Source organism: Burkholderia sp. B21-005 (genome assembly GCF_020843965.1).
Taxonomy (GTDB): Bacteria; Pseudomonadota; Gammaproteobacteria; order Burkholderiales; family Burkholderiaceae; genus Burkholderia; species Burkholderia ambifaria.
In genome coordinates, this window is record NZ_CP086302.1 from 230,690 (window position 1) to 257,402 (window position 26,713).

Annotated in this window: 26 protein-coding genes; 9 read left to right on the forward strand and 17 right to left on the reverse strand. The window is 63.9% G+C overall.

All coding sequences use genetic code 11. From position 1 onward, the window contains the following. Nucleotides 1-70: 70 nt before the first annotated feature. The 3 genes from LMA02_RS17445 to tcmP form a co-directional block, all read right to left on the reverse strand. Nucleotides 71-2,308 carry a hypothetical protein gene (locus LMA02_RS17445; RefSeq protein WP_228908900.1) on the reverse strand — a complete coding sequence of 746 codons (2,238 nt, stop codon included), beginning with the start codon at nucleotides 2,306-2,308 and terminating at the stop codon, nucleotides 71-73. After that, nucleotides 2,305-3,483, reverse strand: coding sequence for a hypothetical protein (locus tag LMA02_RS17450; protein WP_228908901.1), 1,179 nt, complete (start codon nucleotides 3,481-3,483; stop codon nucleotides 2,305-2,307). Before LMA02_RS17450 ends, LMA02_RS17445 begins: the two co-directional genes overlap by 4 nt. Before the next feature lie 430 nt (nucleotides 3,484-3,913). After that, on the reverse strand, nucleotides 3,914-4,723 hold the full coding sequence (tcmP, locus tag LMA02_RS17455) for a three-Cys-motif partner protein TcmP (RefSeq protein ID WP_228908902.1): 810 nt from the start codon (nucleotides 4,721-4,723) through the stop codon (nucleotides 3,914-3,916). A 148-nt stretch (nucleotides 4,724-4,871) separates the two neighbouring features. On the opposite strand from tcmP, the gene LMA02_RS17460 reads away from it, so the two are divergent. Further along, complete coding sequence (locus tag LMA02_RS17460) at nucleotides 4,872-6,137, forward strand: three-Cys-motif partner protein TcmP (RefSeq protein WP_228908903.1); 1,266 nt, start codon at nucleotides 4,872-4,874, stop codon at nucleotides 6,135-6,137. On the opposite strand, the gene LMA02_RS17465 is transcribed toward LMA02_RS17460, so the two are convergent. After that, nucleotides 6,130-6,954, reverse strand: coding sequence for a DUF5131 family protein (locus LMA02_RS17465; protein WP_228908904.1), 825 nt, complete (start codon nucleotides 6,952-6,954; stop codon nucleotides 6,130-6,132). The genes LMA02_RS17460 and LMA02_RS17465 overlap by 8 nt on opposite strands. Before the next feature lie 401 nt (nucleotides 6,955-7,355). Next, a complete protein-coding gene (gene glmS / locus LMA02_RS17470; RefSeq protein WP_228908905.1) occupies nucleotides 7,356-9,185 on the reverse strand; it encodes a glutamine--fructose-6-phosphate transaminase (isomerizing) in 1,830 nt (609 codons plus the stop codon). Between the two features lie 156 nt (nucleotides 9,186-9,341). On the opposite strand from glmS, the gene LMA02_RS17475 reads away from it, so the two are divergent. Beyond that, a complete protein-coding gene (locus LMA02_RS17475; RefSeq protein WP_021160045.1) occupies nucleotides 9,342-9,833 on the forward strand; it encodes an Lrp/AsnC family transcriptional regulator in 492 nt (163 codons plus the stop codon). 29 nt (nucleotides 9,834-9,862) lie between these two features. Here LMA02_RS17475 and panB read toward each other — a convergent pair whose 3' ends face one another. Continuing rightward, the gene (gene panB, locus LMA02_RS17480; protein WP_166721622.1) at nucleotides 9,863-10,717 is read right to left on the reverse strand and encodes a 3-methyl-2-oxobutanoate hydroxymethyltransferase; all 855 of its coding nucleotides are present in this window, start codon (nucleotides 10,715-10,717) and stop codon (nucleotides 9,863-9,865) included. A gap of 77 nt (nucleotides 10,718-10,794) precedes the next feature. Between panB and LMA02_RS17485 the strand changes: the two genes are divergently transcribed. Further along, complete coding sequence (locus LMA02_RS17485) at nucleotides 10,795-11,613, forward strand: AraC family transcriptional regulator (RefSeq protein WP_228908906.1); 819 nt, start codon at nucleotides 10,795-10,797, stop codon at nucleotides 11,611-11,613. A 13-nt stretch (nucleotides 11,614-11,626) separates the two neighbouring features. Here the strand turns inward: LMA02_RS17485 and LMA02_RS17490 are convergent, their stop codons facing one another. The 3 genes from LMA02_RS17490 to LMA02_RS17500 are packed head-to-tail and all read right to left on the reverse strand — an operon-like array spanning nucleotide 11,627 to nucleotide 13,072. Continuing rightward, the gene (locus LMA02_RS17490; RefSeq protein WP_228908907.1) at nucleotides 11,627-12,160 is read right to left on the reverse strand and encodes a methylated-DNA--[protein]-cysteine S-methyltransferase; all 534 of its coding nucleotides are present in this window, start codon (nucleotides 12,158-12,160) and stop codon (nucleotides 11,627-11,629) included. Between the two features lie 13 nt (nucleotides 12,161-12,173). Beyond that, on the reverse strand, nucleotides 12,174-12,647 hold the full coding sequence (locus tag LMA02_RS17495) for an RES family NAD+ phosphorylase (RefSeq protein WP_228908908.1): 474 nt from the start codon (nucleotides 12,645-12,647) through the stop codon (nucleotides 12,174-12,176). Next, the gene (locus LMA02_RS17500; protein WP_228908909.1) at nucleotides 12,644-13,072 is read right to left on the reverse strand and encodes an antitoxin Xre/MbcA/ParS toxin-binding domain-containing protein; all 429 of its coding nucleotides are present in this window, start codon (nucleotides 13,070-13,072) and stop codon (nucleotides 12,644-12,646) included. The genes LMA02_RS17495 and LMA02_RS17500 overlap by 4 nt, the downstream gene beginning before the upstream one ends. A 431-nt stretch (nucleotides 13,073-13,503) precedes the next feature. Here LMA02_RS17500 and LMA02_RS17505 point away from each other — a divergent pair, with 431 nt between their 5' ends. Then, nucleotides 13,504-14,796 (forward strand): MFS transporter, encoded by a 1,293-nt coding sequence (locus tag LMA02_RS17505; protein WP_006756967.1) that lies wholly within the window; start codon nucleotides 13,504-13,506, stop codon nucleotides 14,794-14,796. A 91-nt stretch (nucleotides 14,797-14,887) separates the two neighbouring features. On the opposite strand, the gene LMA02_RS17510 is transcribed toward LMA02_RS17505, so the two are convergent. Next, nucleotides 14,888-15,991, reverse strand: coding sequence for a LacI family DNA-binding transcriptional regulator (locus tag LMA02_RS17510; RefSeq protein WP_228908910.1), 1,104 nt, complete (start codon nucleotides 15,989-15,991; stop codon nucleotides 14,888-14,890). A gap of 113 nt (nucleotides 15,992-16,104) precedes the next feature. Between LMA02_RS17510 and LMA02_RS17515 the strand changes: the two genes are divergently transcribed. Next, complete coding sequence (locus LMA02_RS17515; protein ID WP_228908911.1) at nucleotides 16,105-16,941, forward strand: NAD-dependent epimerase/dehydratase family protein; 837 nt, start codon at nucleotides 16,105-16,107, stop codon at nucleotides 16,939-16,941. A 19-nt stretch (nucleotides 16,942-16,960) separates the two neighbouring features. Here LMA02_RS17515 and LMA02_RS17520 read toward each other — a convergent pair whose 3' ends face one another. Continuing rightward, complete coding sequence (locus tag LMA02_RS17520; protein ID WP_228908912.1) at nucleotides 16,961-17,281, reverse strand: DUF1330 domain-containing protein; 321 nt, start codon at nucleotides 17,279-17,281, stop codon at nucleotides 16,961-16,963. A gap of 54 nt (nucleotides 17,282-17,335) precedes the next feature. On the opposite strand from LMA02_RS17520, the gene LMA02_RS17525 reads away from it, so the two are divergent. Continuing rightward, nucleotides 17,336-17,521 carry a hypothetical protein gene (locus tag LMA02_RS17525; protein WP_228908913.1) on the forward strand — a complete coding sequence of 62 codons (186 nt, stop codon included), beginning with the start codon at nucleotides 17,336-17,338 and terminating at the stop codon, nucleotides 17,519-17,521. 36 nt (nucleotides 17,522-17,557) lie between these two features. On the opposite strand, the gene LMA02_RS17530 is transcribed toward LMA02_RS17525, so the two are convergent. Further along, nucleotides 17,558-17,881, reverse strand: coding sequence for a hypothetical protein (locus LMA02_RS17530; RefSeq protein ID WP_006756972.1), 324 nt, complete (start codon nucleotides 17,879-17,881; stop codon nucleotides 17,558-17,560). 613 nt (nucleotides 17,882-18,494) lie between these two features. Between LMA02_RS17530 and LMA02_RS17535 the strand changes: the two genes are divergently transcribed. Next, the gene (locus LMA02_RS17535; protein ID WP_228908914.1) at nucleotides 18,495-19,127 is read left to right on the forward strand and encodes a LysE family translocator; all 633 of its coding nucleotides are present in this window, start codon (nucleotides 18,495-18,497) and stop codon (nucleotides 19,125-19,127) included. Between the two features lie 125 nt (nucleotides 19,128-19,252). Here LMA02_RS17535 and LMA02_RS17540 read toward each other — a convergent pair whose 3' ends face one another. Both LMA02_RS17540 and LMA02_RS17545 read right to left on the reverse strand, forming a co-directional pair. After that, nucleotides 19,253-20,881, reverse strand: coding sequence for an NADP-dependent glyceraldehyde-3-phosphate dehydrogenase (locus tag LMA02_RS17540; protein WP_228908915.1), 1,629 nt, complete (start codon nucleotides 20,879-20,881; stop codon nucleotides 19,253-19,255). Nucleotides 20,882-21,354: 473 nt separating this feature from the next. Further along, on the reverse strand, nucleotides 21,355-22,308 hold the full coding sequence (locus tag LMA02_RS17545; protein WP_228908916.1) for a LysR family transcriptional regulator: 954 nt from the start codon (nucleotides 22,306-22,308) through the stop codon (nucleotides 21,355-21,357). Nucleotides 22,309-22,528: 220 nt separating this feature from the next. Here LMA02_RS17545 and LMA02_RS17550 point away from each other — a divergent pair, with 220 nt between their 5' ends. Continuing rightward, the gene (locus tag LMA02_RS17550; RefSeq protein WP_175794355.1) at nucleotides 22,529-23,557 is read left to right on the forward strand and encodes a DUF1338 domain-containing protein; all 1,029 of its coding nucleotides are present in this window, start codon (nucleotides 22,529-22,531) and stop codon (nucleotides 23,555-23,557) included. 226 nt (nucleotides 23,558-23,783) lie between these two features. Here LMA02_RS17550 and LMA02_RS17555 read toward each other — a convergent pair whose 3' ends face one another. The 3 genes from LMA02_RS17555 to LMA02_RS17565 are packed head-to-tail and all read right to left on the reverse strand — an operon-like array spanning nucleotide 23,784 to nucleotide 24,609. Then, nucleotides 23,784-23,981 (reverse strand): CsbD family protein, encoded by a 198-nt coding sequence (locus LMA02_RS17555; RefSeq protein WP_228908917.1) that lies wholly within the window; start codon nucleotides 23,979-23,981, stop codon nucleotides 23,784-23,786. A 54-nt stretch (nucleotides 23,982-24,035) separates the two neighbouring features. Then, entirely contained in the window at nucleotides 24,036-24,386 is a 351-nt protein-coding gene (locus tag LMA02_RS17560) for a BON domain-containing protein (RefSeq protein WP_228908918.1), read from the reverse strand. 58 nt (nucleotides 24,387-24,444) lie between these two features. Beyond that, nucleotides 24,445-24,609, reverse strand: a complete 165-nt coding sequence (locus LMA02_RS17565) for a hypothetical protein (RefSeq protein ID WP_166721607.1) — start codon at nucleotides 24,607-24,609, stop codon at nucleotides 24,445-24,447. A 392-nt stretch (nucleotides 24,610-25,001) separates the two neighbouring features. Here LMA02_RS17565 and LMA02_RS17570 point away from each other — a divergent pair, with 392 nt between their 5' ends. Then, entirely contained in the window at nucleotides 25,002-26,558 is a 1,557-nt protein-coding gene (locus LMA02_RS17570) for a helix-turn-helix transcriptional regulator (protein WP_228908919.1), read from the forward strand. Nucleotides 26,559-26,713 lie beyond the last annotated feature (155 nt).

Sequence of the window (26,713 nt, forward strand, 5' to 3'; positions counted from 1 at the left end):
TTCCTGCAAGGTCGTGGATGTCTCCGTTAGTCACCCATGTTAGCTGGCGATGACTCTGACGATGCCCCGTTCAGAACTCGTCGGGAAGGGTATCGCTTGCCGGCATCGCGTCAAATTCAAACAGGATTCGGAGCAGGCGAAGCTTGTGGGTGGAGCCTTCCAGCTTTGGCTGAATGCGAGCCTTCAGCTCATCAAGGTGCTGTTGCTGGAGGCGCAATTTGCGTGTGTACAGCGCGAACGCAAACTCGCACGCTGCCTCGCCTTGTCGCCGGTTGTGCTGCTCGAAGATGTTTGCCAACAGGTCCAGCATGAACTGGCTGGCGCTCGCTTCTCGCGAGTAGTCCAGCTCGCTGGGTCGCGCGCAGCGCAAGAGTGCTGCTTGGATTGCGCCATCGTTGTACCGGGTAAAGTTCTCTGGATTGAGGATGACCTGCTGGAATGCGTCGGTGGCGAGCCGGTCGCTTTCACTCGTGAATTTTTTCCCCTCTCTGGCATTCTGGAGAAGCGCGCCGGCCGTCGCCAGAACAGCAGCGTTTGTGTCTTGCTCTTCCTCGTAGAAACCGTCCCAGTACGCGAAATCAGGACGGAGTCGCATATCCGTAACGAGACTGTCGTCGCGGGGCATGAAGACCGCGTTCCCCAAGCCGTCCGCAGAGCCGGCAAGTCGCTCTAGGCGCACAGCGAAAGGGTCGCCCAACCGCCGTCGAATGTTTCGCAGCGTCTGTAACTCTTCCTGGAACGATTCGTCGATGCCTTGCCCAACGGCGACGCCCTTAAATCTCTCGATTCTGATTTCTGCCTCGGAAGCCGAGTGTTTCAGATTCAACGGAAGTGCGGAGAGCTGAGCTGCGGTCTCCGCAATCTGGGCCCCAATGAAGTAGGTGCGCGCGCCCGAGTGAACATCGCGTAAGTCACGGCTTATCGAAAGGAGACGCGTGCCACGCCCCACCACCGCTGCAACCACCAGAATCCCGGCGGTGCCGTCCAGCTCGGCGTCGCCAGACTCGATTTCGGTATCGCTTATCAGAGTGAGCGGAGTCGCTCGATTCATAACCTCCTGCAGCCTCGCAGCGCAGTATTTCGCAATCTCATGCGACGCTTCATCAGCTTGATAGACGATGGCGCTCACCGATGCGGGGGTCTGCTGACTCACCAGCTTGTCGGCGAAACTCCTGAAGCCAAGGTCGCCCAACAGCTTCCGTCCATCGAGATAAATGGGGCGGACCTTGGCGGTTGGAATCGGGCCACGAGCTTGAACAGCGAGCGCGCCGTTCAGACCGAAGGCCTTACAGAAATCAGAGACTTCTTGCAGTCGATGTTGCTTCTTTCGGAGCAGGACCGACTTCGGCAACAAGTCCTCTGGAGCGAATCGCTCGCCGACGATTGGGAGGTCCTTCAGGTGTTTATGGTGCGGTTTGTCATCGAGGCCTGCGGGAGCCGGAAGTGCAAAGAGAGCGTCCTTGGCGTCCTTCGCGTCGAGCAGCGTCAGAAGCGTGACGACTTCGGTGGCGTCGCATTTCACCTTCTGTTTCCAATCTCGCTCCAGATTCATCGACGATGATGCCGAGATGAGCGTGAACGACGTGCCATGAAGTGGTGCATCGATTTTATCTATCCCGTCATGAGAATGGAATGTGACCACGCGAGGCTTTGGAACGTCGAACAACGTGCAGTACATGTCACGTAGGGCGTAGGCCACCGCAGCAATTCCCATCGTGTCGACGAAAATCACATCGAGTTTCGCCCCAACTTTCCGGGCGCGATTGCAGAGCTTTTCGAGCAGGGCGAACGCGAGGAACTGGACTCCCTCAACTTCGGTCAACGCTTCTTCGGCGCGCAAGAAGTGCGTCGAGCGCTTTTGAGATGGTTTGACGAAAGTGAAGCCCGGCGGCGCAACGACGGAAACGTGCCTGGCCGAAAACAGTTCTTTGAGACCCGCGGTCCGGATGGCTGCGGTCTGGCCGCGGAACAACCGTTCCAGGTCGGCAACCGGGTTGGTGAGCGCATCCACCTGCTTGATGGTACCGTCATGGCCAAATGAGCAGATACAAAGACAAACTTTGTTCGACGTACGGTTCGAAGCCTGGACGAGCAGCGGTTGCTCGAACGCCTTCTTGACCTCAGCGGCTTCCCCTGTCTCGCAAATGATGGCGACCACGTCCGGCGGATGGATGCCTTGCAAGCCGGCCTCAATGGCATCGGCCAGGTTTGCTACGTTGAACGTGCCTGGTGGCTTGAAGAGGAAATGGAAGTTTCGGAGCGGCGAACTGCTTTCGAGTACGCAATCAAACGCAAAAAAACCCTTCATCGCGACACCGCCGTCGTCATGGGAATCACAATGGAGTACGACGCGCCTACGGTGTGGCTCAGTTCTCTCTGGTCTTCGAGCCAATGCGTTGGCTCAAATACGCCGGCGGGTGTGTTCGAAAAATCCTGGACGAGGCAAATCCGTCCCGTGCGGAGTCGGAGATATGCGTTCAACTCGCTCAGTGTCTTGAGTACATAGGTAAGCCCACCACCGCTCGCATTCGTGTCTTTCGTTGTTTGGTGCAGAGCGAAGCACCGCTGAACAATGTCGACCTCTTCGTCAATGGAGAGAGTGCCTGCCGACGGCGCGCCGTATCGTGACATCCAGCGACGCACGAGGCCCGGGCCAGTGTCGAGCACCGTCAACTCCAAAAACGACGTACGCTGAAGCGGGGAATCTCCGCCGGGCCCCGCCGCCGCGTGAGCCGCAGAATGCTCTGCGAGGTATTCGTTAAACACCGCGTCGTCGGAGACCACCTGCTCGTGTTGAGCATCGCGGTCATAGGAAATGAACTTTGCCATGAGCGCCCGTACGTTTCTGACATACGGCTTCCCGTCCTCGTCGACGGTGGCGTGCTCATCGGTGTTCTTGAAGAGCTCGTATATCAACGTCCCAATCGAGGTATTGGCTTCCTCGGAAACCTTCCACTCCGCCGCGGGCGCGATTGCAGTGATTATCTTCGAGGTGAGCCAGACGAAATCCGCTCGCGAGCGCAGCGCACCGGGCTGCGGCCGGTTATAGAACGGAAGGAGATATTCGTTCTTCGCCCGTGCAAAGCAACAGAGGAAGACCCCTCTGCCGCGCATCGTGTCGCGGAACTGACTCTCCTGCATGGCCTGGATTCTGCCGACACCAAACGACAGTGCCTCCCGTGTCGATAACGGGTCTTCACGTCCCGGCACTTCGACTGAGCCGGCGAAATATGTGGATACCAGCCCGTGAGGCTCTTGCGCCAGGGCTTCCATCGGATTGCTGTCAACGTTTCCGTACAGTCGAAGCGCGGAATTCGCCTGAAGGCGCGACCACGTCGCGACGTACTGCATCAACGCCGATGGGACGCCAACTGCACCGCCGTACCGAAGGGAGAGTGGAATCCGCAAAATCGGGTCGTGGCCAGCCGCATCGTATTCGGCTTCAATCTCGCGAAGGCTGACGGCCTGCTGGAATGAAATCATAGAGAGAAGGTGGAACGCTCAGGGTTCAGGGCACCGACGGCCGTCTGCGATTGCCACGCGCAGGTAGTCGAACGCAGCCTTCGCCGTCAGTTCGATGACACGAGCATAGCTAACTTGGGAAGCGCGGTAGAACGGACATGGTCGTCGAGAGCATGTCTTTCGGCTCCCTCGGGTCGGTCAGTGAAACGCCATTCTAGCCTTCGCTTCAAGCGGTTGCCTACCGAGGGCCGGCGGGGCGATGTGGGTGCATTTCAGGACCCGTTTGCGGGCTTCCGGTAGTGCGCGAACCCCAGCGCCCCGTCGGTCGGCGCGGGGCACCTGAAGCCCGACCACAGGTTGGACGACTGTGCCATCAGGTCTCCCCGGTGGATTCCGCGAGCGTCGGTCTCGTCCAAGTCACGGCGAACGACAGCATCCGTACGCCTAGTAATCACATTCCAGGCAGCGATTGCTGGCGCGATGTCGGCAACGCAGCGTCATTCCAAAGCTTCGTAGCGAGCGGATGACGGGCAAGATGGATGAGGCGATATAGCGGCCCCTTGTTCATGTTGACGAATAGCGGCTTAGACTGGGCAACCTGCATCTTAGTCAGGTCCGTGACGAGCGATTCCCAATACTCAAGATACACGCTGACTTGTTCGCGCTTGGGAACCTCTTTCAGCCGCAAGTTGTTGCGCCACCCCGGCGCGGCGGCATCCAATCTTGAGCTGGCCAGATTGAAGTCGACACCGATGTTTCGCTGAACGTCCATTACACTGAAGTGAATCAGGAGGTCGATGTTCGGCCGAGAGGCAAGCTTGCGGATAATCTCGAAGTCCAAGTGCTCGATGTTGAATGGGTCGAGGAAGGCGAAATGTAATCCCCTCGGAAGCGTCCCGAGCACCCAGTCAACGGTCTGGGACGCATTGCCCACACATGCCTGTACTTTGGCGCCCGCAGCGCAAAGTCGCGAGCTACAAGCCTCCACGCTTTCAGCATCGGCATCGGCGATGTATATCTCGTTGAACGGCGCTCTACCGCGTTTCGACATGCGCCAGGCGGACAGCACGCCGCCATCAGAGATAACCCGAGATTCACGGTTCATGACTCGTCCTGGCCCCGAAAAAAGATCGATAAACGAGGCATATGGCCATTTTGCGCGAGCTTTCCGGGCTGCGTCGACATAACGGGACAGCGCCACATGTTTGTCTTCCGACCAAGGGCCGACCTTCATGACCGGCAGACCGTCAGCCGGGTCCATAACAATCTCGTCGTTTTTTGAGGCCACGCTTTTGTCCCGTATTTTTGGGGGGCTCAATGGGGATGTCAAATAGTATGCCGTTATTTCGAAATATTTACTAAAACCTGATAACCTTTCGAGAGACCAAGAGCCCTGCATTACACCAACAATGGCAAAGACAGAAGACAAGTATTTCTGGCAGGTCGGGCATCCTCCGCCGATTCTTGACCAGCACAGCGCCGTTAAGCATTCGATTGTCGAAGCGTATGTTCAGCAATACATCGAAACCCTGATGAGTTTGCCGACCATGCCCAAACTAACTTTGACGTTGGTCGACGGGTTTGCCGGCGGCGGGGAATACCTCAACCAAGATGCCAAATCAGTTGATGGCACGCCTCTGCTTATGATGAGGGGGGCCCACCTGGCGCGAGCCACCCTCAATGTCGGTCGGCGCACGTTGCGCGAAGTGGATACTGAGTTCTTCTTCGTGGAGAAAAAGCGGGAATCTGCGGAGTATCTGTGTCAGCACTTGGAACGGCGGCGAGCGGAAGGTGCCATCGCGCAACAGGATTTTGAGCGGTCAAAAGTGCTGAATGGTGGATTTCTCGACGAGCTGCCGATAATAGTCGGGCGCATAAAAGCACGCCGAGGCGGCGGCCGGGCTATTTTTCTGCTCGATCAGTACAGCTACAACGCTGTTCCGATGGACAAGCTTCGGTGGCTGATGACCGAGCTGCCGAACGCGGAGGTCATCATGACCTTCAACGTCGACTCGCTCCTCACCTACATCAGCGACAGAGAGGCAAATCGGAAGGCCGTTCGCAGTATCGGCATTGAGCAGTACATCCCTTGGGAGCAACTGGGGCACATCAAGGCGGAGTCTGGACGAGCGGCGCTCCAACGTTACGTCGCGCATGGCATCAAAGCTGAAACAGGCGCGCCGTACATGACGCTGTTCTTTGTTCGACCAGACTCGGCAAATCCGTGGAGCTACTGGCTCGTGCACTTGTCGCAGCAGTACAAGGCCCACGATGTGATGAAGTCGCTGCACTGGGCGCACTCGAGCGAGTTCGGACACGAACTCGAGCCGGGACTCTTCATGCTTGGCTACGACCCGAAACGGGACGAGCAATATACTGGTCAGTCGATCCTCTTCGATGCTGGTGGGGCAGAGCTCTGCATCGAGACATTGAAGGAAGACCTTGGCCGCGTTCTGTCAGGCCGGCAGCAGCCGCTCACCGTTCGGCAACTGCTCACCGACCACATTTCCAACACTATTGCAGACGAAACTCGGCTGCAAATGGTTATCCGGGGCTTGCACGCCTCCGGGAGTGTTGTGGTGTCGAATAAAGACGACAGAGTGCGGCGGCCGTCAAAGCACTACAAACCCTCCGACATCATCGAATACTCGCCCCAGCGAAACTTCTTCACGTAAGCCGCACTCGGTCGGGCATATCGTCCCAGGTGCGTCCTTCGAGGAGCCGCCCATTCGCGCCCTTGGAGCGACGTACACCATCGCTGCCCCATGTACCCCACTGCTTGAAGAAGAACTTTACGCCTTGCTCCTCGCACTGGATCTTGACGTTCTGCACCCATTCTTCCAGCATCGGGCGCGCCTTCGCACCGGACTCCCCTCCGACGATGACCCAGTCGATGTTCTCGAGATTTAGTGTTCCAAGGTCCTCGAGCAGTGGCTCGACGGACAGAAAGCGTACACCGCCTTGCACTGCGCGCAGCTCATCGATGCGAGGGACCCCATACCGGCGGTCCTCTACGGTCACACCGAGCCAGGCGTTTGCCGGAATATCACGGCGGCTGCAATAGCTCGCGAGGCGCTCAGCGCGCTTTGTGAGAATCTGGAACGTGTGCTGAGGGCACGCGCGAATCGCGTCGAATACCTGCGCGATGTAGGCATCAGGAACCGAGCGGTGGAACAGGTCGGACATCGAATTGACGAAATACACCGTCGGACTCTTGCGCTTCAACGGCTCGTCCAAGCGATTCGGCAGAATGGTCAGTTTGAACCCGTTCTCGTAGCCAGGAGTGCCCATGGCGTGCAATCGCTTCGCCATGCCTTCGGCGTAGCAGTTCTTGCAGCCCTTGGAAATTTTCGTGCACCCAACCGTTGGATTCCACGTGCGCTCCGTCCACTCAATCTTGCTTTGCCCGCCGCTCATTATTCGACCTCTCAATTTGGTTGCGATTTTATCGGGCTTCCTGCGGTTGCTGCGAAATAGCCATGCTTCTGTCATGTGCTCGCGTTTTCTCGATGCTCGAAAGCGACGACACACAATCCCCGCAGTTCAACCCTCGCAGTATAGAGTCATTGCTGTATATTTATACAGATGATTGGGAAATATGATTGTCCGTTTCCGGCGCGCGCTGCCCCGTGACGTGTTGGACCGGCCGCCCGCAATGGGAAGAGTGTCTGATTGAGAGCCGAAAATTCAGTGCGCCTGCTGCAATGCGGTCAACCCTTCATCGACGGGCATTTTCGCTTTTCAGATATGCGATAAGTTCACCGAGGCGAGTCCTTCGACAGGAAGGTCCTTATCTCTCTTGAGCTCCTGAGCAAGGTCGCCGAGCCAAACCATCCGGTCGACCTGCATCACAATCCATCAATGAAGAGCGCTACGCGAGGCCTCTCGTACCCTCACTCCACCGTCACCGACTTCGCCAGATTCCGCGGCTTATCAATATCCGTCCCCCGCGCCAACGCCGCGTGATAAGCCAGCAATTGCATCGGCACCGTATGCAGAATCGGCGACAGCGGCCCGTAGTACTCGTTGAGCCGAATCACCTCGATTCCTTCACTCGGCACCAACCCGCAGTCCACATCCGCGAACACAAAAAGCCTGCCATTGCGCGCACTGACTTCATGCATGTTCGACCGGAGCTTCTCGAGCAGCGCATCATTCGGCGCCACCGCAATAACCGGCATTTCATGACTGACCAACGCCAGCGGCCCGTGCTTCAACTCCCCGGCGGGATAAGCCTCCGCGTGGATATACGAAATCTCCTTCATCTTCAGCGCGCCTTCGAGCGCGATCGGATAATGCATCCCGCGTCCGAGAAACAGCATGTTGTCGCGTCGCGCGAGCAGCTCCGACCAGCCCATGATCTGCGGCTCCAGCGCGAGCACCTTCGACATCGCATCGGGCAGATGCCGCAGCGCACGCAGATGCGCCTTCTCGTCGTCTTCACTCAACCGCCCACGCACCTGCGCAAGCGCCAGCGTGAGCAGAAACAACGCGACGAGCTGCGTCGTGAACGCCTTCGTGGACGCCACCCCGATCTCGATCCCCGCACGCGTGACGAACTGCAGCGCGCATTCGCGCATCAGCGCACTCGTCGCGACGTTGCAGATCGCGAGCGTATGCATCATCCCGCGCTGCTTCGCGACATGCACGGCGCCGAGCACGTCGGCCGTCTCGCCGCTTTGCGACACCGCGACAACCAGCGTGCGCGGATTCGGCACGCTGTCGCGATAACGAAACTCGCTCGCAATCTCGACACTCGCCGGCAGCTTCGCGATGCTCTCGATCCAGTACTTCGCGGTCAGCGCCGCGTGATAACTGCCGCCGCACGCGAGCAGCAACACTGAATCGACGTCGTTGAACACGCGCCACGCGTCGTCGCCGAACAGCTCCGGCATGATCGACGCGACGTCGAGCAGCGTATCGGCCACCGCCTGCGGCTGCTCGAAGATTTCCTTCTGCATGTAGTAACGATACGACCCAAGATCGGCCGCGCCGCTGTGCGCCGCCACCCGCTGCACCGCGCGCTCGACGCGCTGGCCGGCCGCATCGACGATCCAGTAGCGATGCAGCTGGATATCGGCGACATCACCGTTCTCCAGATACGCGATGCGATCGGTGATGCCCGACAACGCGATCGCATCCGACGCCAGGAAATTCTCGCCATCGCCGACACCGACAACGAGCGGCATCCCGTCGCGCGCACCGACGATCCGGTGCGGCTCGTCGCGGCACATCACCGCGATCGCGTAGCTGCCGCGCAGTCGCGCAACCGCGCGGCGCACCGCGTCGAACAGGTCGCCGTCGTACAGGTGATCGATCAGGTGCGCGATCGCCTCGCTGTCGGTCTGGCTCGCGAACACGTAGCCGTGCGCCTGCAGCTCCGCGCGCAGTTGATCGCAGTTCTCGATGATCCCGTTGTGCGACAGCGCGATGCGCGCGTTGTCGTCGCTCGGCGAGAAGTGCGGATGCGCGTTGAGCGTGACGGGCGCGCCGTGCGTCGCCCAACGCGTATGCGCGATGCCGGTATAGCCCGACAGCGCGTGCGCGGCGATCTCGCGCTGCAGGTTGGCGACGCGGTCGACGCTGCGCGCGCGTGCCAGCGCGCGGTCGCGATAGACCACGACGCCGCACGAATCGTAGCCGCGGTATTCGAGCCGCTTCAGCCCGTCGACGAGGTTCGGCAGGATGTCCCGCTGGGCAACCGCCCCGACAATTCCACACATATCGCGCTCCGTAAATGTCCTGTCTGGACCCATGACAGCGATGGTAGAGGCGAGAATGTGGAATTAAATTTCAAAATACACGGATAAGTGAAACGAATCGGCGATAGGCTATCATATTGAAATTAAATTTCACACCCTGACCGGAAGGAGCCACCGATGGCCGGCATCACGCTCGACGATCTCGACCTGCGCATTCTCGCGATCCTGCAGGACGACGCATCGGTGTCGAACCTGCAACTGGCCGAGCGTGCGCTGTCGTCGCCGCCGACCTGCATGCGCCGCGTGCGGCGGCTGACGGAAGCGGGCGTGATCCGCCGGCAGGTGGCGGTGCTCGATCCGGTCGCGATCGGCACGGCGGTGACGGCGCTGATCGAGATCAGCCTCGACCGGCAGACGGCCGAAGACTACGATGCGTTCGAAGCCTACGTGTGTGCGGAGCCGGCGGTCACGCAGTGCTACCGCGTGTCGCCGGGGCCGGACTTCGTGGTGGTGGCCGACCTGGCCGACGTCGCCGAATACGATGAGTTCGCGCGGCGGCTGTTCACCGGCGCATCGAACGTGCGCAACGTGCGGACGTTCTTCTCGACGCATCGCGCGAAGTTCGAGGCGAACGCGCGGGTCACGCATGCGATGCGCAAGCGCGCATAGCGTGAGGTGAACGCGTCATTCGTCTTACGTCACACCGTTGCGCCCGCATCGGCCAGTTGCAGCGGCTTCCCGTATCCGAAGCAATGCGCGGGCTCCGGAAACACGCGGTGCCGCACGTCATGCGCGTACTGGCGGATCGCGTCGCGCATCACCGCGTTCGCATCCGCGTAACGCTTCACGAAGCGCGGCGTGTACGCGTCGAACGCGCCGATCATGTCCTCGGTCACGAGCACTTGCCCGTCGCACGCGGGCGATGCGCCGATGCCGATCGTCGGGATCGTCAGCGTTCCGGTCAGGTGGCGCGCAAGCGCCTCGGCAGTGCCTTCGATCACGACGCTGAACGCGCCGGCCCGTTCGGCCGCACACGCGGCGTCGAACACCTGCGCGGCCGAAAGCGGGTCCATCCCCTGCGCGCGAAAGCCGCCCGTCGCGTTGGCCTGCTGCGGCATGAGGCCGACATGCGCCATCACCGGAATGCCGCGCTCGGTCAGGAAGCGGATCGTATCGGTCATCTCGCAGCCGCCTTCGAGCTTCACGGCCTGCGCGCCGGTTTCGGCGAGCAGCCGCGCGGCGGAGCGGTACGCCTGCGCGGGCGATTCCTGGAACGTGGAGAACGGCAGGTCGACGACGACGCACGCCTGCGCGGCGCCGCGCACGACGGCCGCGCCGTGTGCAATCATCATGTCGAGCGTGACGCGCAGCGTATCGGGCATCCCGTACAGCACCATGCCGACGGAGTCGCCGACGATGATCACGTCGGCCACGTCGTCGACGAGTTTTGCCATTGGCGCGGAATACGCGGTCAGCGACACGAGGCTGCCGATCCCTTTGGTCGAGCGGATCGCGGTGACGGTCTTGCGGGTGGTGCGGGTATGAGCGCTCATGAACGGAAGCCGTGTGAAAGAAGAGCCGCCACGGTAGCATCGCGCTCGTTCGTGCAATGACCTTCGGAGGACGTCTTATGTTGCTGGCAGGACAACCCGGCGACCCATACGCAGTGCCGCCGATGGCGCGCCTGCCGAGGCCGCTGTACGTGCGCGCCTTCGGGATTCCCGGCAACGTGAGCGTCGATGCGCACAGTCATCCGTGGGCCCAGCTAATGTATGCGACGAGCGGCGTGCTCGAGGTGTCGACGCCGTCGGGCCGGCAACTGCTGCCGCCGCACTATGCGATGTGGATTCCGCCGCACGTGCCGCATGCGGTATCGACGCGCGATTGCGTCGCGTTCCACAGCCTGTATCTCGATGCGGCGATCGCACGGAGCGACGTGAACGACGATTGCACGATCCTCTGCATGACGCCGCTGCTGCGCGAGCTGGTGATCGCGACTCGCGAATTGCCGGTGAATTACGACGAGACGGGGCCGGACGGTGCGCTCGTGTGCGTGATCGCGGACCGGATCGCCCGCATGCAGCCCGCGCCGCTCACGGTGCCGCTGCCGCGCGATCCGCGCCTGCTGAAAATCGCGCGCGCATTGCATGCGGCGCCGGGCGATACGCGCAGTCTCGACGAATGGGGCAATCAGGTCGGCGCGACGCGGCGCACGCTGTCGCGGCTGTTCCGGCAGGACACGGGGCTGTCGTTCACCGAATGGCGGCAGGCCGTGCGGCTGCTCGCGTCGCTGCCGCTGCTCGACGCGGGCGAGCCGATCGGCACGGTGGCCGCGCGACTGGGTTACGACTCGACATCGTCGTTCATCGCGCTGTTCCAGGCGAAATTCCGCGTGACGCCCGGCGCGTATGCGAAGCGTGAAGCGCGTCGGCCCGTGTTGAGCGCGTGACGCGCGGCATGCGTCAGAACCCGAGCGTCTGCTGCGCCGGATGACGCTCGTCGCGCGCGAACCCGGCGCCTTCGAGCGACAACAACGCGCGTTTCCGTTCAATCCCGCCTGCATAACCGGTCAGGCTGCCCGACGCGCCGATCACGCGATGGCACGGCACCATGATCGACACCGGGTTGCGGCCGACCGCGCCGCCGACGGCACGCGCGGCACTCATCGGCAGCCCGACGCGTTCGGTGATGTCGCCGTACGACACGAGCTCGCCGAACGGAATCGCGAGCAGTTCCTTCCACACGCTGCGCTGAAACGCGGTGCCGCGCAGATGAATCGGCACCGAGAAGGTTTCGCGCGTGCCGGTGAAATAGTCGGCGACTTCTTCGGCAACCTTGCGCGCGAGCGGCGGCACATTGCGCGCGTCCGCATCCGGCGCGATTGCCAGCGATGGATAGTATTTCTGGCCGACGAAGAACAGGCCTGTCAGCGCATCGTCCTCGATACGAATGGCGATGTCGCCCAGCGGGCTCGGAATCAGATGAGCGAGAGTCATTGCGAAAGTTCTCCTATGACTGTCCGGCCGGCGGCATCACAAACAGGCGCTCATCCCACACGACGGGTTGCAGCTCGTTCACGACGATTCGCGTGGCGTCGGGATGCGCGGGATTCACCAGCACGTTGGACTCCGCTCGGACGACAACGGAAGGCACGACCAGGAGCGCTGTGCGGGATTCGGTCAGCCATGCGTCACCGAACCGACGCGCCTCCTGCAGCGCAGCCGCATTCCATCCAACCGGCAATGTTTCAGCCGTATGGCGTTCAACGGGAACATCGTCGGGAACCGTTGCTTCGACCCATCCGTGCGTCTTCGGCACCTTGCCGATGCGCGCGTGCACGAGCACCTCGAGCATCGCGCCTGCGAAGGTCGACGCCGCATAGATGACCGGGCGGCCTGGACTATTGAAGCGGCCGCCGACCAGCATCGCGCCGGTCCCGCTCCAGATCGCGTGTCGCGTGTCGGCAATGCGGAACAGCTTCATGCCGGCAGCCCATAGAACAGTTTCCAGAGCAGCTCTTCGACCCGGCGCGCACCGAGCTCGGTCAGCGCGACGTCGAGCGGCGCGCGCCCCTCGAGTTCCGGATGCGGTGTCGACAGGAATTCCCGCGCGTCCTCTTCGTCATTCCAGACGTAGGTGGTCGTCGCAACGATCCGGGCCAGGCGCTCGGTCTTCTCCGATTCGTCTTGCGTCAGTCGATCGCGGCGGCGCTTATAGGTCGCCTCGGGGATGATGCGGGCGAGGAGCGCGCGCCGAGCGTCGGCACCTTGCGTCGCATGTTCGACGCCCGCGCGCAGAGCGGATTTCGGCAGGCCGTCCCGCACAAGCGCCTCGAGCTCGGCCAGCGTATGCGGGAGGGGTTGCAGCCCCATGACCGCGGCCACCGCTTCAGGGGTAACGAGTGACATGGCGATTCCCGATAAGGTATCAAATGATGCCTGATTATAGGCCAGATGATACCGAACGCGCTACGCGCATGCGACGACTGTCAACCATCGTCATCGCCGATTCTGGCTGGAATCGGACCTGTGTATCGGGCGCACGGGTTCGCGTCATGCCCCCGTTTTGCCTGCGGGAAAATTCCGGAAAAACGGTTAATGCCAATCTGCGAAACAGTCGTCTCTTTTTGCGCGGCCAAATTCGAGATGACTCATCGAAATCCCCGACTGACACGGCATCGGCCCACGCCCTATGCTTTGAAAAACGTTTTCCACGACTCGACGGACAATCGGCCGCGCCACCAAAGGGGCGGGCCGCCGCCCGTCCCGGCGCCCGTCGCCGGTCACGGACAGGCAACAAACTGCGGCGCGACGGGCGCGGCCGCGCATCGGAGACACTCATGCAATCTGCCGTCGTCGGCGCGGTGCGCGCCGCCGCCAGCCGCTACCGCTGGACCGTCTGTGCGCTGCTGTTCTTCGCGACCGTCATCAACTACATGGATCGCCAGATCCTCGGCCTGCTCGCGCCGATGCTCCAGCACGACATCGGCTGGAGCCAGGTGCAGTACGGCCGCATCGTGATGGCGTTTTCGGCGTTCTACGCGATCGGCTTGCTTTGCTTCGGACGCATCGTCGACTGGCTCGGCACGCGCATCTCGTATGCGGTCGCGATGCTGGTGTGGAGCATCGCGGCGATGCTGCACGCGATGGTCGGCTCGGTGATGGGCTTCGCGGCGGTGCGCGCGTTGCTCGGGATCGGCGAGGGCGGCAACTTTCCCGCCGCGATCAAGACCACGGCCGAATGGTTTCCGCGCCGCGAACGTGCGCTCGCAACCGGCATCTTCAACTCCGGCGCGAACATCGGCGCGGTGTTCGCGCCCGCGATCATCCCGGCGATCGCGGTGGCCTACGGGTGGCGCGCGGCGTTCGTGATCGTCGGCGCGATCGGCATCGTGTGGCTCGCGGTGTGGCTGGTGCTCTATCGCACGGCCGACACGCGCGCACTCGCCGACGCATACGACGAGCCGCGCGACGAAGCCGAAGCGCTCGACGCGGCGAACGTGAACGCCGGCGCGCCGCGCTGGGGCGAACTGATCCGCAAGCGCGAGACGTGGGCGTTCCTGATCGGCAAGTTCCTGACCGATCCGGTGTGGTGGTTCTATCTGTTCTGGCTGCCGAAGTGGCTCAACGAGTCGCGCGGGATGGACATGCAGCATATCGGCCTGCCGCTCGTGTGCATCTATGCGCTGACGACGGTCGGCAGCATCGGCGGCGGCTGGCTGTCGTCGGCGTTGCTGCGCGCGGGCTGGAGCGTGAACGGCGCGCGCAAGACGGCGATGCTGATCTGCGCATGCTGCGTGCTGCCGATCGCGTTCGTGTCGCAGGTGCAGAACCTGTGGATCGCCGTGCTGATCGTCGGCCTCGCCGCGGCCGCGCACCAGGGCTGGTCGGCGAACCTGTTCACGACGGCGTCCGACCTGTTCCCGCGCCGTGCGGTCGCGTCGGTGGTCGGCATCGGCGGGATGGCCGGCTCGATCGGCGGCGTGCTGTTCTCGGAAGTGATCGGCCAGGTGCTGCAACGCACGGGACACTACTGGGTGCTGTTCGCGATCGGCGCGCTGGCCTACCTGCTCGCGCTGGCGGTCATGCACGTGCTTACGCCGAAGATGAAGCCCGCGAAGCTCGACGCGTGATGACGTGTCGGCAAACGAACGCGCCGCCCGGAGGCGGCGCGTTTTCATGTGCGGGGCGCGCAAGCGCTGGGTGTCGCGGAGGGCGCGTGCGTCAGCCGACCGCGGCCGTCGATGCGCGCATGATCAGCCGCGGCTCGAACGTCGAATAGCTTGCGTCGGTGCGCCCGGCGAGCGCGTCGATCAGCTTCTGCATCGCGAGCTCGCCCATGTTCTCGCTCTGGATGTCGATGGTGGTCAGCGCGGGCGCCGCGTATTCGCCGTACGGCACGTTGTCGACGCCGGCGACCGACACGTCCCGCGGCAGCTGGAAGCCGAGCGACGCGGCTTCCTTCATGAAGCCGAGCGCGATCAGGTCGTTGTAGCAGATCACGGCCTGCGGACGCTGCGGCCCGAGCATCACGCGCGAGCACGCGCGCTCGCCGGCCTCGGCGGTCGGCGCATGCGCATCGTGCACGTCGAGCGTGAGGCCCGCCTCGGCGAGACAGTCGCGCGCGCCCTGAATCCGTTCGTCGTTCACGCGCGCCGGCCCGAAGCCGAGGTACGCAATGCGCGTATGGCCGAGATTGAGCAGGTGGCGCGCGAGCATGTAGGTGGCGAGCCGGTTGTCGATGCCGACGCTCGGAATCGGCAGGCCGGGGCTGCGTCGCAGCAGCACGAGCGGCTTGTGCAGGTCGAGCATCCAGCCGGCTTCCTCGTCGGGCATCCGCGTGCTGACGATCAGCCCGTCGACGCGCTGCGCGAGCGCCTCGATCAGCGAGCGTTCGCGCGCCTGATTCTCTTCGGTATCGACGAGCAGCAGCGTGTAGTCATGCTGGAGCGCGACGCGGTTCGCGCCTTTGACGACGTTCGTGAAGTACGGGTTGCTGATGTCGAGGATCACGACGCCGATGGTGCGCGTGCGTCCGGTGATCATCGAGCGCGCGAGCGGGTTCGAACGATAGCCGAGCCGCTCGATCGCTTCCTTGAGCCGCGCCTCGACGGCCGGCGAAAAGCGCTGCGTGCCGTTCACGTACTTGGATACCGTCGCGACCGACACGCCGGCTTCCGCCGCCACGTCGCGGATCGTCGGGGAAACTTTTTTCATGAAGAGGGTAACGTTTTCGTTCCGTTGCCCCGGATTGTGGCAGAAAAAGCCGGCGTCCGACCGCCGGTCGATATCGGGAAAGTGCGGATGGCTGCGGGCGAGTTCAAGCATTGACGGTCGGCTTTTGTCCCGCGTATAGTTGGAAAACGTTTTCCGCTTTCGGTCGCTTCCCCGATTTCGGGCAACTTCCCGGACACCCTTCAGGACAGATTCAAGGAGACTCGATGAACGCCTCATCCACCGGCGCACGCAAGCCGTTCGGGCGCCTGCTGCTGACCGGCGCGGCCGGCAACCTCGGCCGCCAGGTGCGCGGCGCGCTGGCGAACTGGGCCGACGTCGTGCGCGTGAGCGACATCGCCGCGCTGGACGACGCGGCCCCGCACGAAGAAACCCGGGTCGTCGACCTGGCCGATCGGCCGGCGGTGATGGAGCTCGTCGACGGCGTCGACGCGATCGTCCATCTCGGCGGCATTTCGGTCGATGCGCCGTTCGACGATCTCGTCGATGCGAACATCACCGGCACGTACAACCTGTACGAAGCCGCGCGCAAGCATGGCGTGAAGCGGATCGTGTTCGCGAGCTCGAACCATGCGATCGGTTTCCATCCGGTCACGGAAGTGCTCGATGCCGATTCGCCGCTGCGCCCGGACAGTCTCTATGGCGTGACCAAGTGCTTCGGCGAGTCGCTGTCGCGCTACTACTTCGACCGCTTCGGGATCGAGACGGTGTGCCTGCGGATCGGCTCGTCGTTCGAGGCGCCGAAGAACCCGCGCATGCTCGTGACGTTCCTCAGCTATCGCGACTTCATCGAGCTCGTGCGCTGCTCGCTGCTGACGAACCGCGTCGGGCATGCGATCGTCTACGGCGTGTCCGACAACCCGGTGAAGTGGTGGGACAACACGAAGGCCGGCTTCCTTGGCTTCCAGCCGCAGGACAGCTCCGCGCAGTTCGCGGGGCTGTTCCCGCTCACCGCGCCAACCGCCGAGTACGACGATCCCGCGCAGCGCTACCAGGGCGGCGGGTTCGTCGTCGGCGAGCCGATGGAGCGCAACGCGAAGTAAGCGCCGCGCACGGCGTGGATCAGCGCAGGATGTCGGTCGCCTTGTGCCGTTCATCCACGCCGTCGATCAGGATCAACGGGCCGCTCGCGTGCCGCGCGCGCAGCGGCTGGATCTGCTGGTACGCGTCCGATTTGTACCATGCGCGGGCGGTGTCGAGATCGGGAAACGCGATCGCGATCAGGTCGCCGCGCCACACGCCTTCGCGCACGTCGGGCCGCGCGCCGTGAATGACGAAATGGCCGTCGAACGGCGCGAGCGTGCCGTCGATGCGCTCGAGGTAGTCGACGATGTCGTCGCACATGTGAACGTCGTGCAGGTGGGCGATGGCGTAGGCGGTCATGGCGGGCTCCGTGGCGTCGATGCGATGCGTCGATGCGATGCGTCGATCGATTCGTTGATCGATGCGGCCATGATCGGTGCGCGGGCGGCGCGCGTCGATTACGTGCGACGTAAGCAAATCCATCCGGCCGAACGCGATGCCGGCCGCGCGCGTTACGCGCGCTTGCGCATCGGCCGCGGGAGCGCGCAGTGCCAGACGCGGCGCTACCGCAAGTGGATGGCGGCGCGGGCGGCGCGTTAGGCGTGAGGGCGATGCGTCGTGCGGCCTGATGCCGGCTCAGACCGGATACGCATCGTCGACCTTCAGGTTCGCGAGCCGGAACAGCGTGCGCAGCGTCTGCGGATGAATGTCGCGGCGCGCGGCGAGCGACGTCAGCATGAAGTCGAGCACCTTCGCGTAACGCAGCAGCACGAGGCAGCGCGCGAGGTCCGCGTTGCCGCCGCGCATGCCTTCGGCGAAGTGGACCATCTGGGTCGACAGCGAGCGCGCCATCTCGAGTTCCATCTGCTGTTTTTCGGTCCATTCGGGCTGCGGCTGTTCGAGCAGTTTCGCGAGAAAGAGCTGGAACGACGTATCGGATGAGTTGGGCAGCGCATCCATGGGAAGCCTCGTTGCTTGCGTGGATCGTTCGGGCGTATCCGGTGGACGGATCCCGATCCGGTTCATGTCCGCGTCGACCGGTGACGCGGGTGTCACTGCAATGCGAATGCAGGTTTCGTACCAGCGGCGCGATCCGATTGTTGAGCAATGTTGACGCGGGGCGCGGCCGCGGTCATCGCGTCCCGCCGGTGCTGGCTTGCGTGGAAAATCGACGAAGGGGTTCATACGCCGCGCGCGGTCACGATCGACCGCGCATCGGGGCCCGGACGGATGAAATGCTTCAGCGATGTAACGTAACGCGTCGTTGAAACCGGTTGCGTGTTTCGGTCGACGGATTGCCGGCATGGCGCGACGCCTGTGTGTTGGCGACGTCCCGCGGCCTCGGGCGGCTGCGCGACGTGCGCCGCGACCACGTCCGCCGCACCGTCGAATGCCGCGACACCTGCGCCGGATGTTTCATATCCGAGACGTTTTCGCGCGCGGCGATCCGGATGCGTAGGCAACGGAGGTCGCCCGCGCGATCCAACTGGCCTTGCGAATAACCGGACAACTGTCCATGGGCAGCCCCGCCGTGTTTGCGAACAATCTCCGTATCATCCCTGCGAGGTTCGACATGAGCGTCCACGCCTTCTTCTCGGCCAACCTGCTGCTGGCCTACACGGCTTATTTCATCGGCACGGCCAGCCCCGGCCCGAGCAATCTCGCGATCATGTCGGTCGCCGCGAACCATGGCCGCAAGGCGGCGCTCGCGTTCGCGCTGGGCGTCATCTCGGGATCGATGTTCTGGGCGACGGTGGCCGCGCTGGGCGTGTCGGCGGCGCTGCTCGCATGGTCGAAGCTGCTGGTCGCGATCAAGCTGTTCGGCGGCGTGTATCTGCTGTGGCTCGCGTTCAAGTCGGGCCGCACCGCGTGGTCGGCCAGGGCGGCCGACACGCTGAAGGCGGCGCCCGAGCAGAAGCTGTCGCGCCTCTACGCGCGCGGCGCGATGCTGCACCTGACGAATCCGAAAGCCATCCTGGTGTGGGTGTCGATCGTCGCGCTGTCGTCGAACGGCGCGGGCGCGTCGCACGGCGCCGTCGTGCCGGGCTGCATCGCGATCGGATGCGTGGTGTTCGGCGGCTATGCGCTGGTGTTCTCGACGGACGGCGCGCGCCGGCTGTACGTGCGCGGCCGGCGCGCGATGGAAGCGTGTCTCGCGGTGGTGTTCGGCGTGGCGGGAGTCCGGTTGCTGGCGTCGAACGTATAGGGCGGCGCGTCGCGAAACGGCGGCGCGCGCATCGACGCGTCGGCGTTCCCGGTCCGCGCGTGGCGCGCACGCGCAAAAAAGCCGCTGCACCGGCGCGGGCAGCGGCTTGTTCCGGGCACCGCGCCTCAGAAAATGAAGCCGGTATTGATGAACTTCGAGTGGTGATCCGACACGATCGAGTCGAGCAGCTGCTTGCTGCCCTCGGTCTGCTTGGCCGCGACCATCGAGCGGATCGAGAAGGCGCGCAGCGCATCGGTCACCGACAGCGTGCCTTCCGCCGAGTCCTTGCGACCCGCGAACGGGAACACGTCCGGCCCGCGCTGGCACTGACAGTTGATGTTCACACGGCAGACCTGGTTCACGAGCGGATCGACGAGCGCGCCGATCTGCGCCGGATCGGAACCGAAGATGCTGACCTGCTGGCCGTGGTCCGACGTCGTCACGTAGTCGAGCGCGGTTTCCACGTCGTCGAACGTCGCGACCGGAATGATCGGCCCGAACTGCTCCTCGCGATACAGCTTCATACCTTCGGACACCGGATACACGACGGCCGGGTAGAACAGCGTCTTGCTGAACTCGCCGCCCGAGTGGTTGACGACCTGCGCGCCCTTGGCCTTCGCGTCGTCGATCGCGTCGGTCATGTACGCGGTGCGATGCATGCCCGGCAGCGGCGTGATGCTGACGCCTTTCTCCCACGGCATGCCGATTTTCAGCTGTTCGAGCGCGGCGGTGAAGCGCTGCAGGAACGCGTCGACGATCGAGCGATGCACGAGCAGCATCTTCAGCGCGGTACAGCGCTGGCCGTTGAACGACAGCGCGCCGAGCAGGCACTCCTTCACCGTGAGGTCGAGATCGGCGTCGGGCAGCACGATCGCCGCGTTCTTCGCGTCGAGGCCGAGGATCGCGCGCAGCCGGTGCGACTTCGGATGCTGCTTCTTCAGGTGATCGGCGACCTTGCTCGATCCGATTAGCGCGAGCACGTTGATCTTGCCCGACGCGAGCATGTGCGGCACGACCACCGCGCCCGGCGCGTAGATCGTATTGATCACGCCTTTCGGGAACGCGTCGCGGAACGCCTCGAGCAGCGGCTCGAACAGCAGCGTGCCGTACTGAGGCGGCTTGAACACCACGGTGTTGCCCATCAGCAGCGCGGGGATCAGCGTCGCGAAGGTTTCGTTCAGCGGATAGTTGTACGGCCCCATGCACAGCACGACGCCGAGCGGCGTGCGGCGGATCTGGCCGATCGTGCCTTCCGCGATCACGAAGCGCGAGTTCGCGTTGTCGAGCTCCTTCAGCGCGTCGATCGTCTGCGTCATGTACGTGACGGTGCGATCGAACTCCTTCTGCGAATCGGCGAGGCTCTTGCCGATCTCCCACATGATCAGGTTCACGACCAGCTCGCGCTGCGCGACCATCCGCTTGATGAAGTCCTGCATGCACGCGATGCGCTGTTCCACCTTCATCGTCGGCCACTCGCCGCGGCCCGAGTCGTACGCGCGCACCGCGGCGTCGAGCGCCGCGTCGCTTTCCGTCTCGCCCATCACCGGATAGCTGCCGATCTCCATCTGCGCGACGCTGCCGTCCGGCTGGCGCACGCACACGGGCGACAGCACGGTCTTGGTCGTGCCGTCCCACGGGCGTAACTCGCCGTCGACCAGCGAGACGCGCTGGTGGATCGGGGCGGCGAGCCGGAACTCGGCGGGGATGTCTTGATAGGCGGGAAACAGCTGCTGCAGGGAGGCGGAATCGGGCATGACGGTCTCGTTTGACAGGTGTCCGGAAAGGACGGGCGATGCGGAATCCTGAGCTGAATGATCCTCGATCCTTGAATCGGCATGATGACGCGCGCACGACGTGACGTCACGCGGCGTCACGCGACGGCATGGCCGAAACACGGACAGGAACCAGTTCCATTAAAAAGGAACGCCGAGCCGATTGCAAGATTTACCGAACGCGATCGTTCGGTGCGTAAGCATTTTGTAGGACTGTTTCCAAATGCCGGAAATAAGCCGATCGGTGCATGCGCAAACGTTTCACGACGGCCGGTTTGGGCGGATAATGGCCACGCGCGGCACAGAAAAAATTGCCCCGGGACCTGAGAGAAAACATACGCAGTGAAGAAATGAGAGAAGGTGCCGCCGCGCTGCCGAAGCGAGGTCGGCTGCCCGGAGCGCCGGGTCGGGGTTGCCCGCCCGGCGCGCACCGGACCTGTCGCGGTACGCCGCGATCACTCGACGTCTTCGTCATCCTCCGCATCGAGATCGTCTTCCTCCCCGTCCCGCCCCGGCGCCGCATACGCGCTTGCCTGTTCCAGCAACCACGCACGAAACGATTCCAGCGGCTTGCTGTGGCTGAGCTCCGTCGGATACACGAGGTAGTACGCCGAATCGCCGACCGTCGCCGCGTCGCACGGCACGACGAGGCCGAGCTGCTGCAACTGTTCCTCGACGAAGAACTTCGGCACGAGCGCGATCCCGAGTCCGGCCGCGGCCGCGCTGATCAGCATCGTGTGGAGTTCGTAGCGCACGCCCTGCATCGTGCGGATGTCCTCGACGCTGTGCGTCTCGAACCATTGCGCCCATGCGCCGGGGCGCGTCGTCGAGTGCAGCAGCGGATACGCGAGCAGATCCTCCACGCGTTCGACCGGCCCGTCGAGCAGCGCGGGCGAGCAGATCGGCACGACTTCCTCGCCGAACAGATAGTCGGACGACGTGCCGGGCCAGGTCGGCTTGCCGTAATGGATCGCGGCTTCGAAGTGCGTATCCTCGAACGAGAACAGGTCGGTGCGGCTGCCCATGTTCACACGCACGTCCGGCGTGCGGTCGTAGAAGCTCTTGATGCGCGGGATCAGCCAGTGCGATGCGAAGGTGGGCAGCACGGCGAGCTCCAGGTAGCCGCCGCCGCTGCCGTGCGCGATGATCGACAGCGTGTCGCGATCGAGCGCCTCCAGCGCGCGCCGCACCTGCGTGCCGTACAGCTTGCCGGCGCGCGTGAGCACGACGCGCTGCTTCACGCGCGCGAACAGCCGCACGCCGAGGCTCGCTTCGAGCGTCGCGATCTGCCGCGATACCGCGCTTTCGGTCAGGAACAGCTCCTTCGCCGCGTGCGTGAAGCTTTCGTGGCGCGCCGCGGCTTCGAAAGCCACGAGCGCACCCATGTTGGGGATCTTGAATTTGCGCATGATTTTGTCTGACGAACGGACCCGCCCGAGGCGGGCCGGCGGACGAGGGCGGGAACCACGAATAATTCCAAAAACTCATCACGTGTCAATTTAATCTCGCTTTACGCCCGGCTGCAACCCTTTGAATAATGCATCCCACGCAAGGTCAGGCGCCCGCTGGGCAGCCGGCCAGCCGAGATGCCGGCACGTTTGCCGGTGGTCCCCCGACACGAGAATCCTGATGCGCAATCCGAATATCGAGAGCCTGCTGACGAAGCTGCTGGGACAGGCGAAGACCGACGCCCTGTTCGCGACCCTGAACATGCCGGCCATCCTCGACGAATGGGAAACCGACGTCGTCACGCGCGCGGAAATCGCCCAGGCGATGAACATGGCGCTGTTCGAAGGGCTGCTCGAACGTTCGGCGAACGGCCGCGCGTACACGGCCGAAGCAATCGAAAACGGCGGCTCGGTTTACTTCGACCACGGCGCGCTGCGCACGGTGCGCTGGCCGCACACGGGCGCGCTGCCGCCGGGCGAAGCCGCGTTCACGCGGATCCTGCGTCCGCTCGGCTTCCGCCTGAACGGCCGTTATCCGCTCGACAAGCTCGGCATGACCGGCCGCGCCTACGCCCATGAAGACGCGCCGGACGAGATCGCGCAGTTCTTCGTCAGCGAACTGCATCCCGAACGTTTCTCGAAGGAATTCCAGCAGGCCGTGACGAACGTCGTGAGCTCGTCGCGCGATCCGCTGTCGCCGGCGGCCGTCGCGTTGCTGTGGGAGATCGAGCGCGAAGGCTGGCTGTCGCTCGACGCCGCGCACGCGCTGCTGCCCGAGATCGTCGGCGCGTTCGCGCGCCAGCACGACCTGCCGAACGAACTCGACTACGAGACGCTGCTGCTCGAATCGGCCGAGATGGCGTGGATCGCGACCGAAGGCAACGCGTTCAACCATGCGACCGATCGCGTGACCGACGTGTTCAAGCTGTCCGACGACGAGAAGGCGAAGGGCCGGCCGATGAAGCCGGAGGTCGAGCGCTCGCGTTCGGGCCGCGTGTTCCAGACCGCGTACCGCGCGGACATCGTCGAGCGCGAGTTCCGCACGCGCGACGGCGGCACGGTGAAGCGCAACGTGCCGGGCTCGTTCTATGAATTCATCACGCGCCGTCGCACGTTCGACCAGGCGGCGCGGCGCTGGGTGACGGACCTGCGTTTCGATGCGGGCAACGCGCAGGGCATCTTCAAGATGACGGCGAACGCGGCGAAGTAAGCGCGACGCACGCAAGACAAACGGGCCGGCGGCTGATGACAGCCGCCGGCCCGTTTGCGTTGCATGAGCGCCTCGCGCGTCAGAACAGATGCGTGACCAGGTAGAACAGCACCAGCACGCCGATCGGTACGCCCAAGAGCCATGCGATCAGATACTTGCCCATGTCGTTATCCTCCGCGTGGCCGCGACGCGGGACGCGTCGCGGCGGTGTGAGGAGACTGACGCGTTACAGCTCGCGATCGAACTCCTTCATTTGCTTCTCGGCTTCGTCGCGCGCGATCCCATAACGCTCCTGGATCTTGCCGACCACATACTCGCGGTTGCCTTCGGCGACGGCCAGGTCGTCGTCGGTCAGCTTGCCCCACTTGGTCTTCAGCTTGCCGGTCAACTGCTTCCATTGACCTTTGATCTTGTCTTCGTTCATGGTGTGCTCCTTGTCGTAAAGGGAGAAAAGTGCGGCGCTAGGCCGCGTGACACCTCAGGCTTTCGCCTTCAGGCCGGATGCGTTGACGTGCTTCACGCCCTTCACCGAGCGTGTCACGGCGATGGCTTTCTTTACCGCGACCTTCGAGTGCAGCACGCCCGTCAGCGTGACGACACCGTCGACCGTCTTCACGCTGATATGCGTGCTCTTCACCCCATCGGTGGTCGCGAGTTCGCTCTTCACCTTGGTCGTGATCCATGTATCGGTCACGGGCTGGTCCGATTCCGCCGTCATGGCTTTGTCGGCCGACGACGCCTGTGCGTGCGCGTTCGTGAGCGGTGCGGCAGCGAGCAGGAAGGCCGCGCTGACGGCGAGCAGCGTCGAAAGGTGCGAGGTCTTGTTCATTGATGTTCTCCTTCGATTGGCGTGGGTGAATGAATGTGAATGGGGATCGCGCCGCGAGTTATCGCGCGATCGGCGTGTCGTAGCCGGGCTCGCGCGGCGGCATGTCCGGGCGCGGCACGTCGGGTGGCCGTGGCACGGGTGGGTCGGTGCCGGGCGACGGTTCGGGCGGATGGTCCGGAGCCGGTTCGGGCCGCGTCGGATCAGGTGTCTGATGCAGCTTCATCGGGTGGTCCTCCTCTGCGGTAGGTCAGCGCGTGAGCGCCGATGCAGTACCAGCGTACCGGCGCGAACGCACGCACACATCGCGCAAATTCACCGGGTTGGCTAGTGCGTTTGCACGGGGACGGAACGGCCGCGCGGGAACGGGAAATGCGCCGACAGACGGGCGATGCGGAAGGACAGGCGCGGGTGCCGCGCTGCGCGCCGCTCGGCGGGATAGCGCACGCTGGCGGCGTGGCACGCGAATGTACTATTGCGCATGGTGCATCCGCGCGTGCCGAGCGCATCGGCGGCACGCGACCATCGCGACAACGCGCCGGGCCGGCGCATGTCGGCGCCTCATGGCGCGGATGCGGCCGAACCGGCAACCATGCAGACGACGTGGACGACCCTTCAATGGACGATCGAGTAAACGAACAGACGCTCAAGTCGCATACCGACCGGCGTCAGCTGTATCAGATCATCGCGGGGCTCACCGAAGGCGTGATCCTCATCGAACCCGACCAGCGCATCGTGTGGGCGAACGAGGCGGCGCTCGCGATGCACGGCGTCACCGAGCTCGACGCGCTCGGCGCGGACGTGACCGAGTATCGCGAGCGCTTCCGGCTGCGCTACCGGAACAACCATCCGGTGGGCGACGGCCACTATCCGATGGACCGTGTGATCGCGGGCGAGGAGTTCAGCGACGTGACGGTCGAAGTGGAATCGGCCGCCGACGAGAACGTGAGCTGGGTCCACCGGATCCGCAGCCTCGTGCTGACGAATGCCGCCGGCGAACCCGACTGTCTCGCGCTCGTGCTGCACGACGCGACCGAATGGGCGAGCGCCGAGGAGCGCTTCGAGCTCACGTTCAACGCGAACCCGGCGCCGGCCGTGATCTGCCGGCTCGACGACCTGCGCTACGTGAAGGTCAATCAAGGCTTCCTCGACATGACGGGCCACGCACGCGACGACGTGCTCGGCCGCTCCGTCTACGAAGTCGATGTGCTCGATCAGGCCGAGCGGCGTGAACTCGCGATCGAGCGGCTCGGCGAGGGCGCGACGATCCCGCAGATGGAGGCCGTGCTCAAGCGCGCGGACGGCGGCACGAAGGCGGTCGTCGTCGCCGGGCAGCCGATCGACATGAACGGCGAAGCGTGCATGCTGTTCACGTTCATGGATCTCGAGCCGCGCAAGCAGGCCGAGCTCGCGCTGCGGCAGAGCGAGGAGTGCTTCGCGAAGGCGTTCCGGATGGCGCCGGTCGCGACCGCGATCGTCACGGCCGACCGCTTCGAGCTGCTCGACGTGAACGATGCATTCGTCGCGATGGCCGGCCATGCGCGGGACGATCTGCTCGGCAAGTCCGCGGACGAGATCGGGTTGTGGGCCGAGCGCGGCGCGCGCCAGCGGATCGACAGCGAACTCGCGCGCGACGGCAACGTGCGCAACGCGGACGTGCAGATCCGCACGCGCGACGGCGACGTGCGCGATTGCGTGGTGTCGGCCGAACCGGTCGCGATTCACGGGCAGGATTGCCTGCTGATCGCGTTGCTCGACATCAGCGATCGCAAGCGTACCGAGATGGAGCTCGTCTACGCGATCGAGACCGCGATGCAGGATGCGTCGTGGTTCAGCCGCACGCTGATCGAGAAACTGGCGAACGTGCGGCGCGCGAATGCGCCGGACGCGGGTGCGCAGCTGTCGGATCTCACCGCGCGCGAGCGCGACGTGTTCGACCTGCTGTGTCACGGCCTCGCCGACAAGGAGATCGCCGGCCGCCTCGGGCTCGCGCCGAACACGGTCCGCAATCACGTCGCGACGATCTACGCGAAGCTCGACGTGCATAGCCGCGGCGAGGCGATCGTGTGGGCGCGCGAGCGCGGAATCGTCGGCGCGGCTGACGCGAACGGCACGCGCGGCGAGAAGGGCGCCGAGAAGGGCGCCGACAGGGGCGGCGCGAACGGCAAGGACTGACGCCGGGCGCAGGCCGTCTCCCCCATCGGTGCGAATGCACCATGCAGGCTGGTGCATCCGCATCTGCCGCGCGCGGCGCGCGGCTGCGATCCTGTCCACTCGGCGGTGCGGCGCGGGCTGCGGCACCGTCGGCTCTCTCCCCAATTCATTGCAGG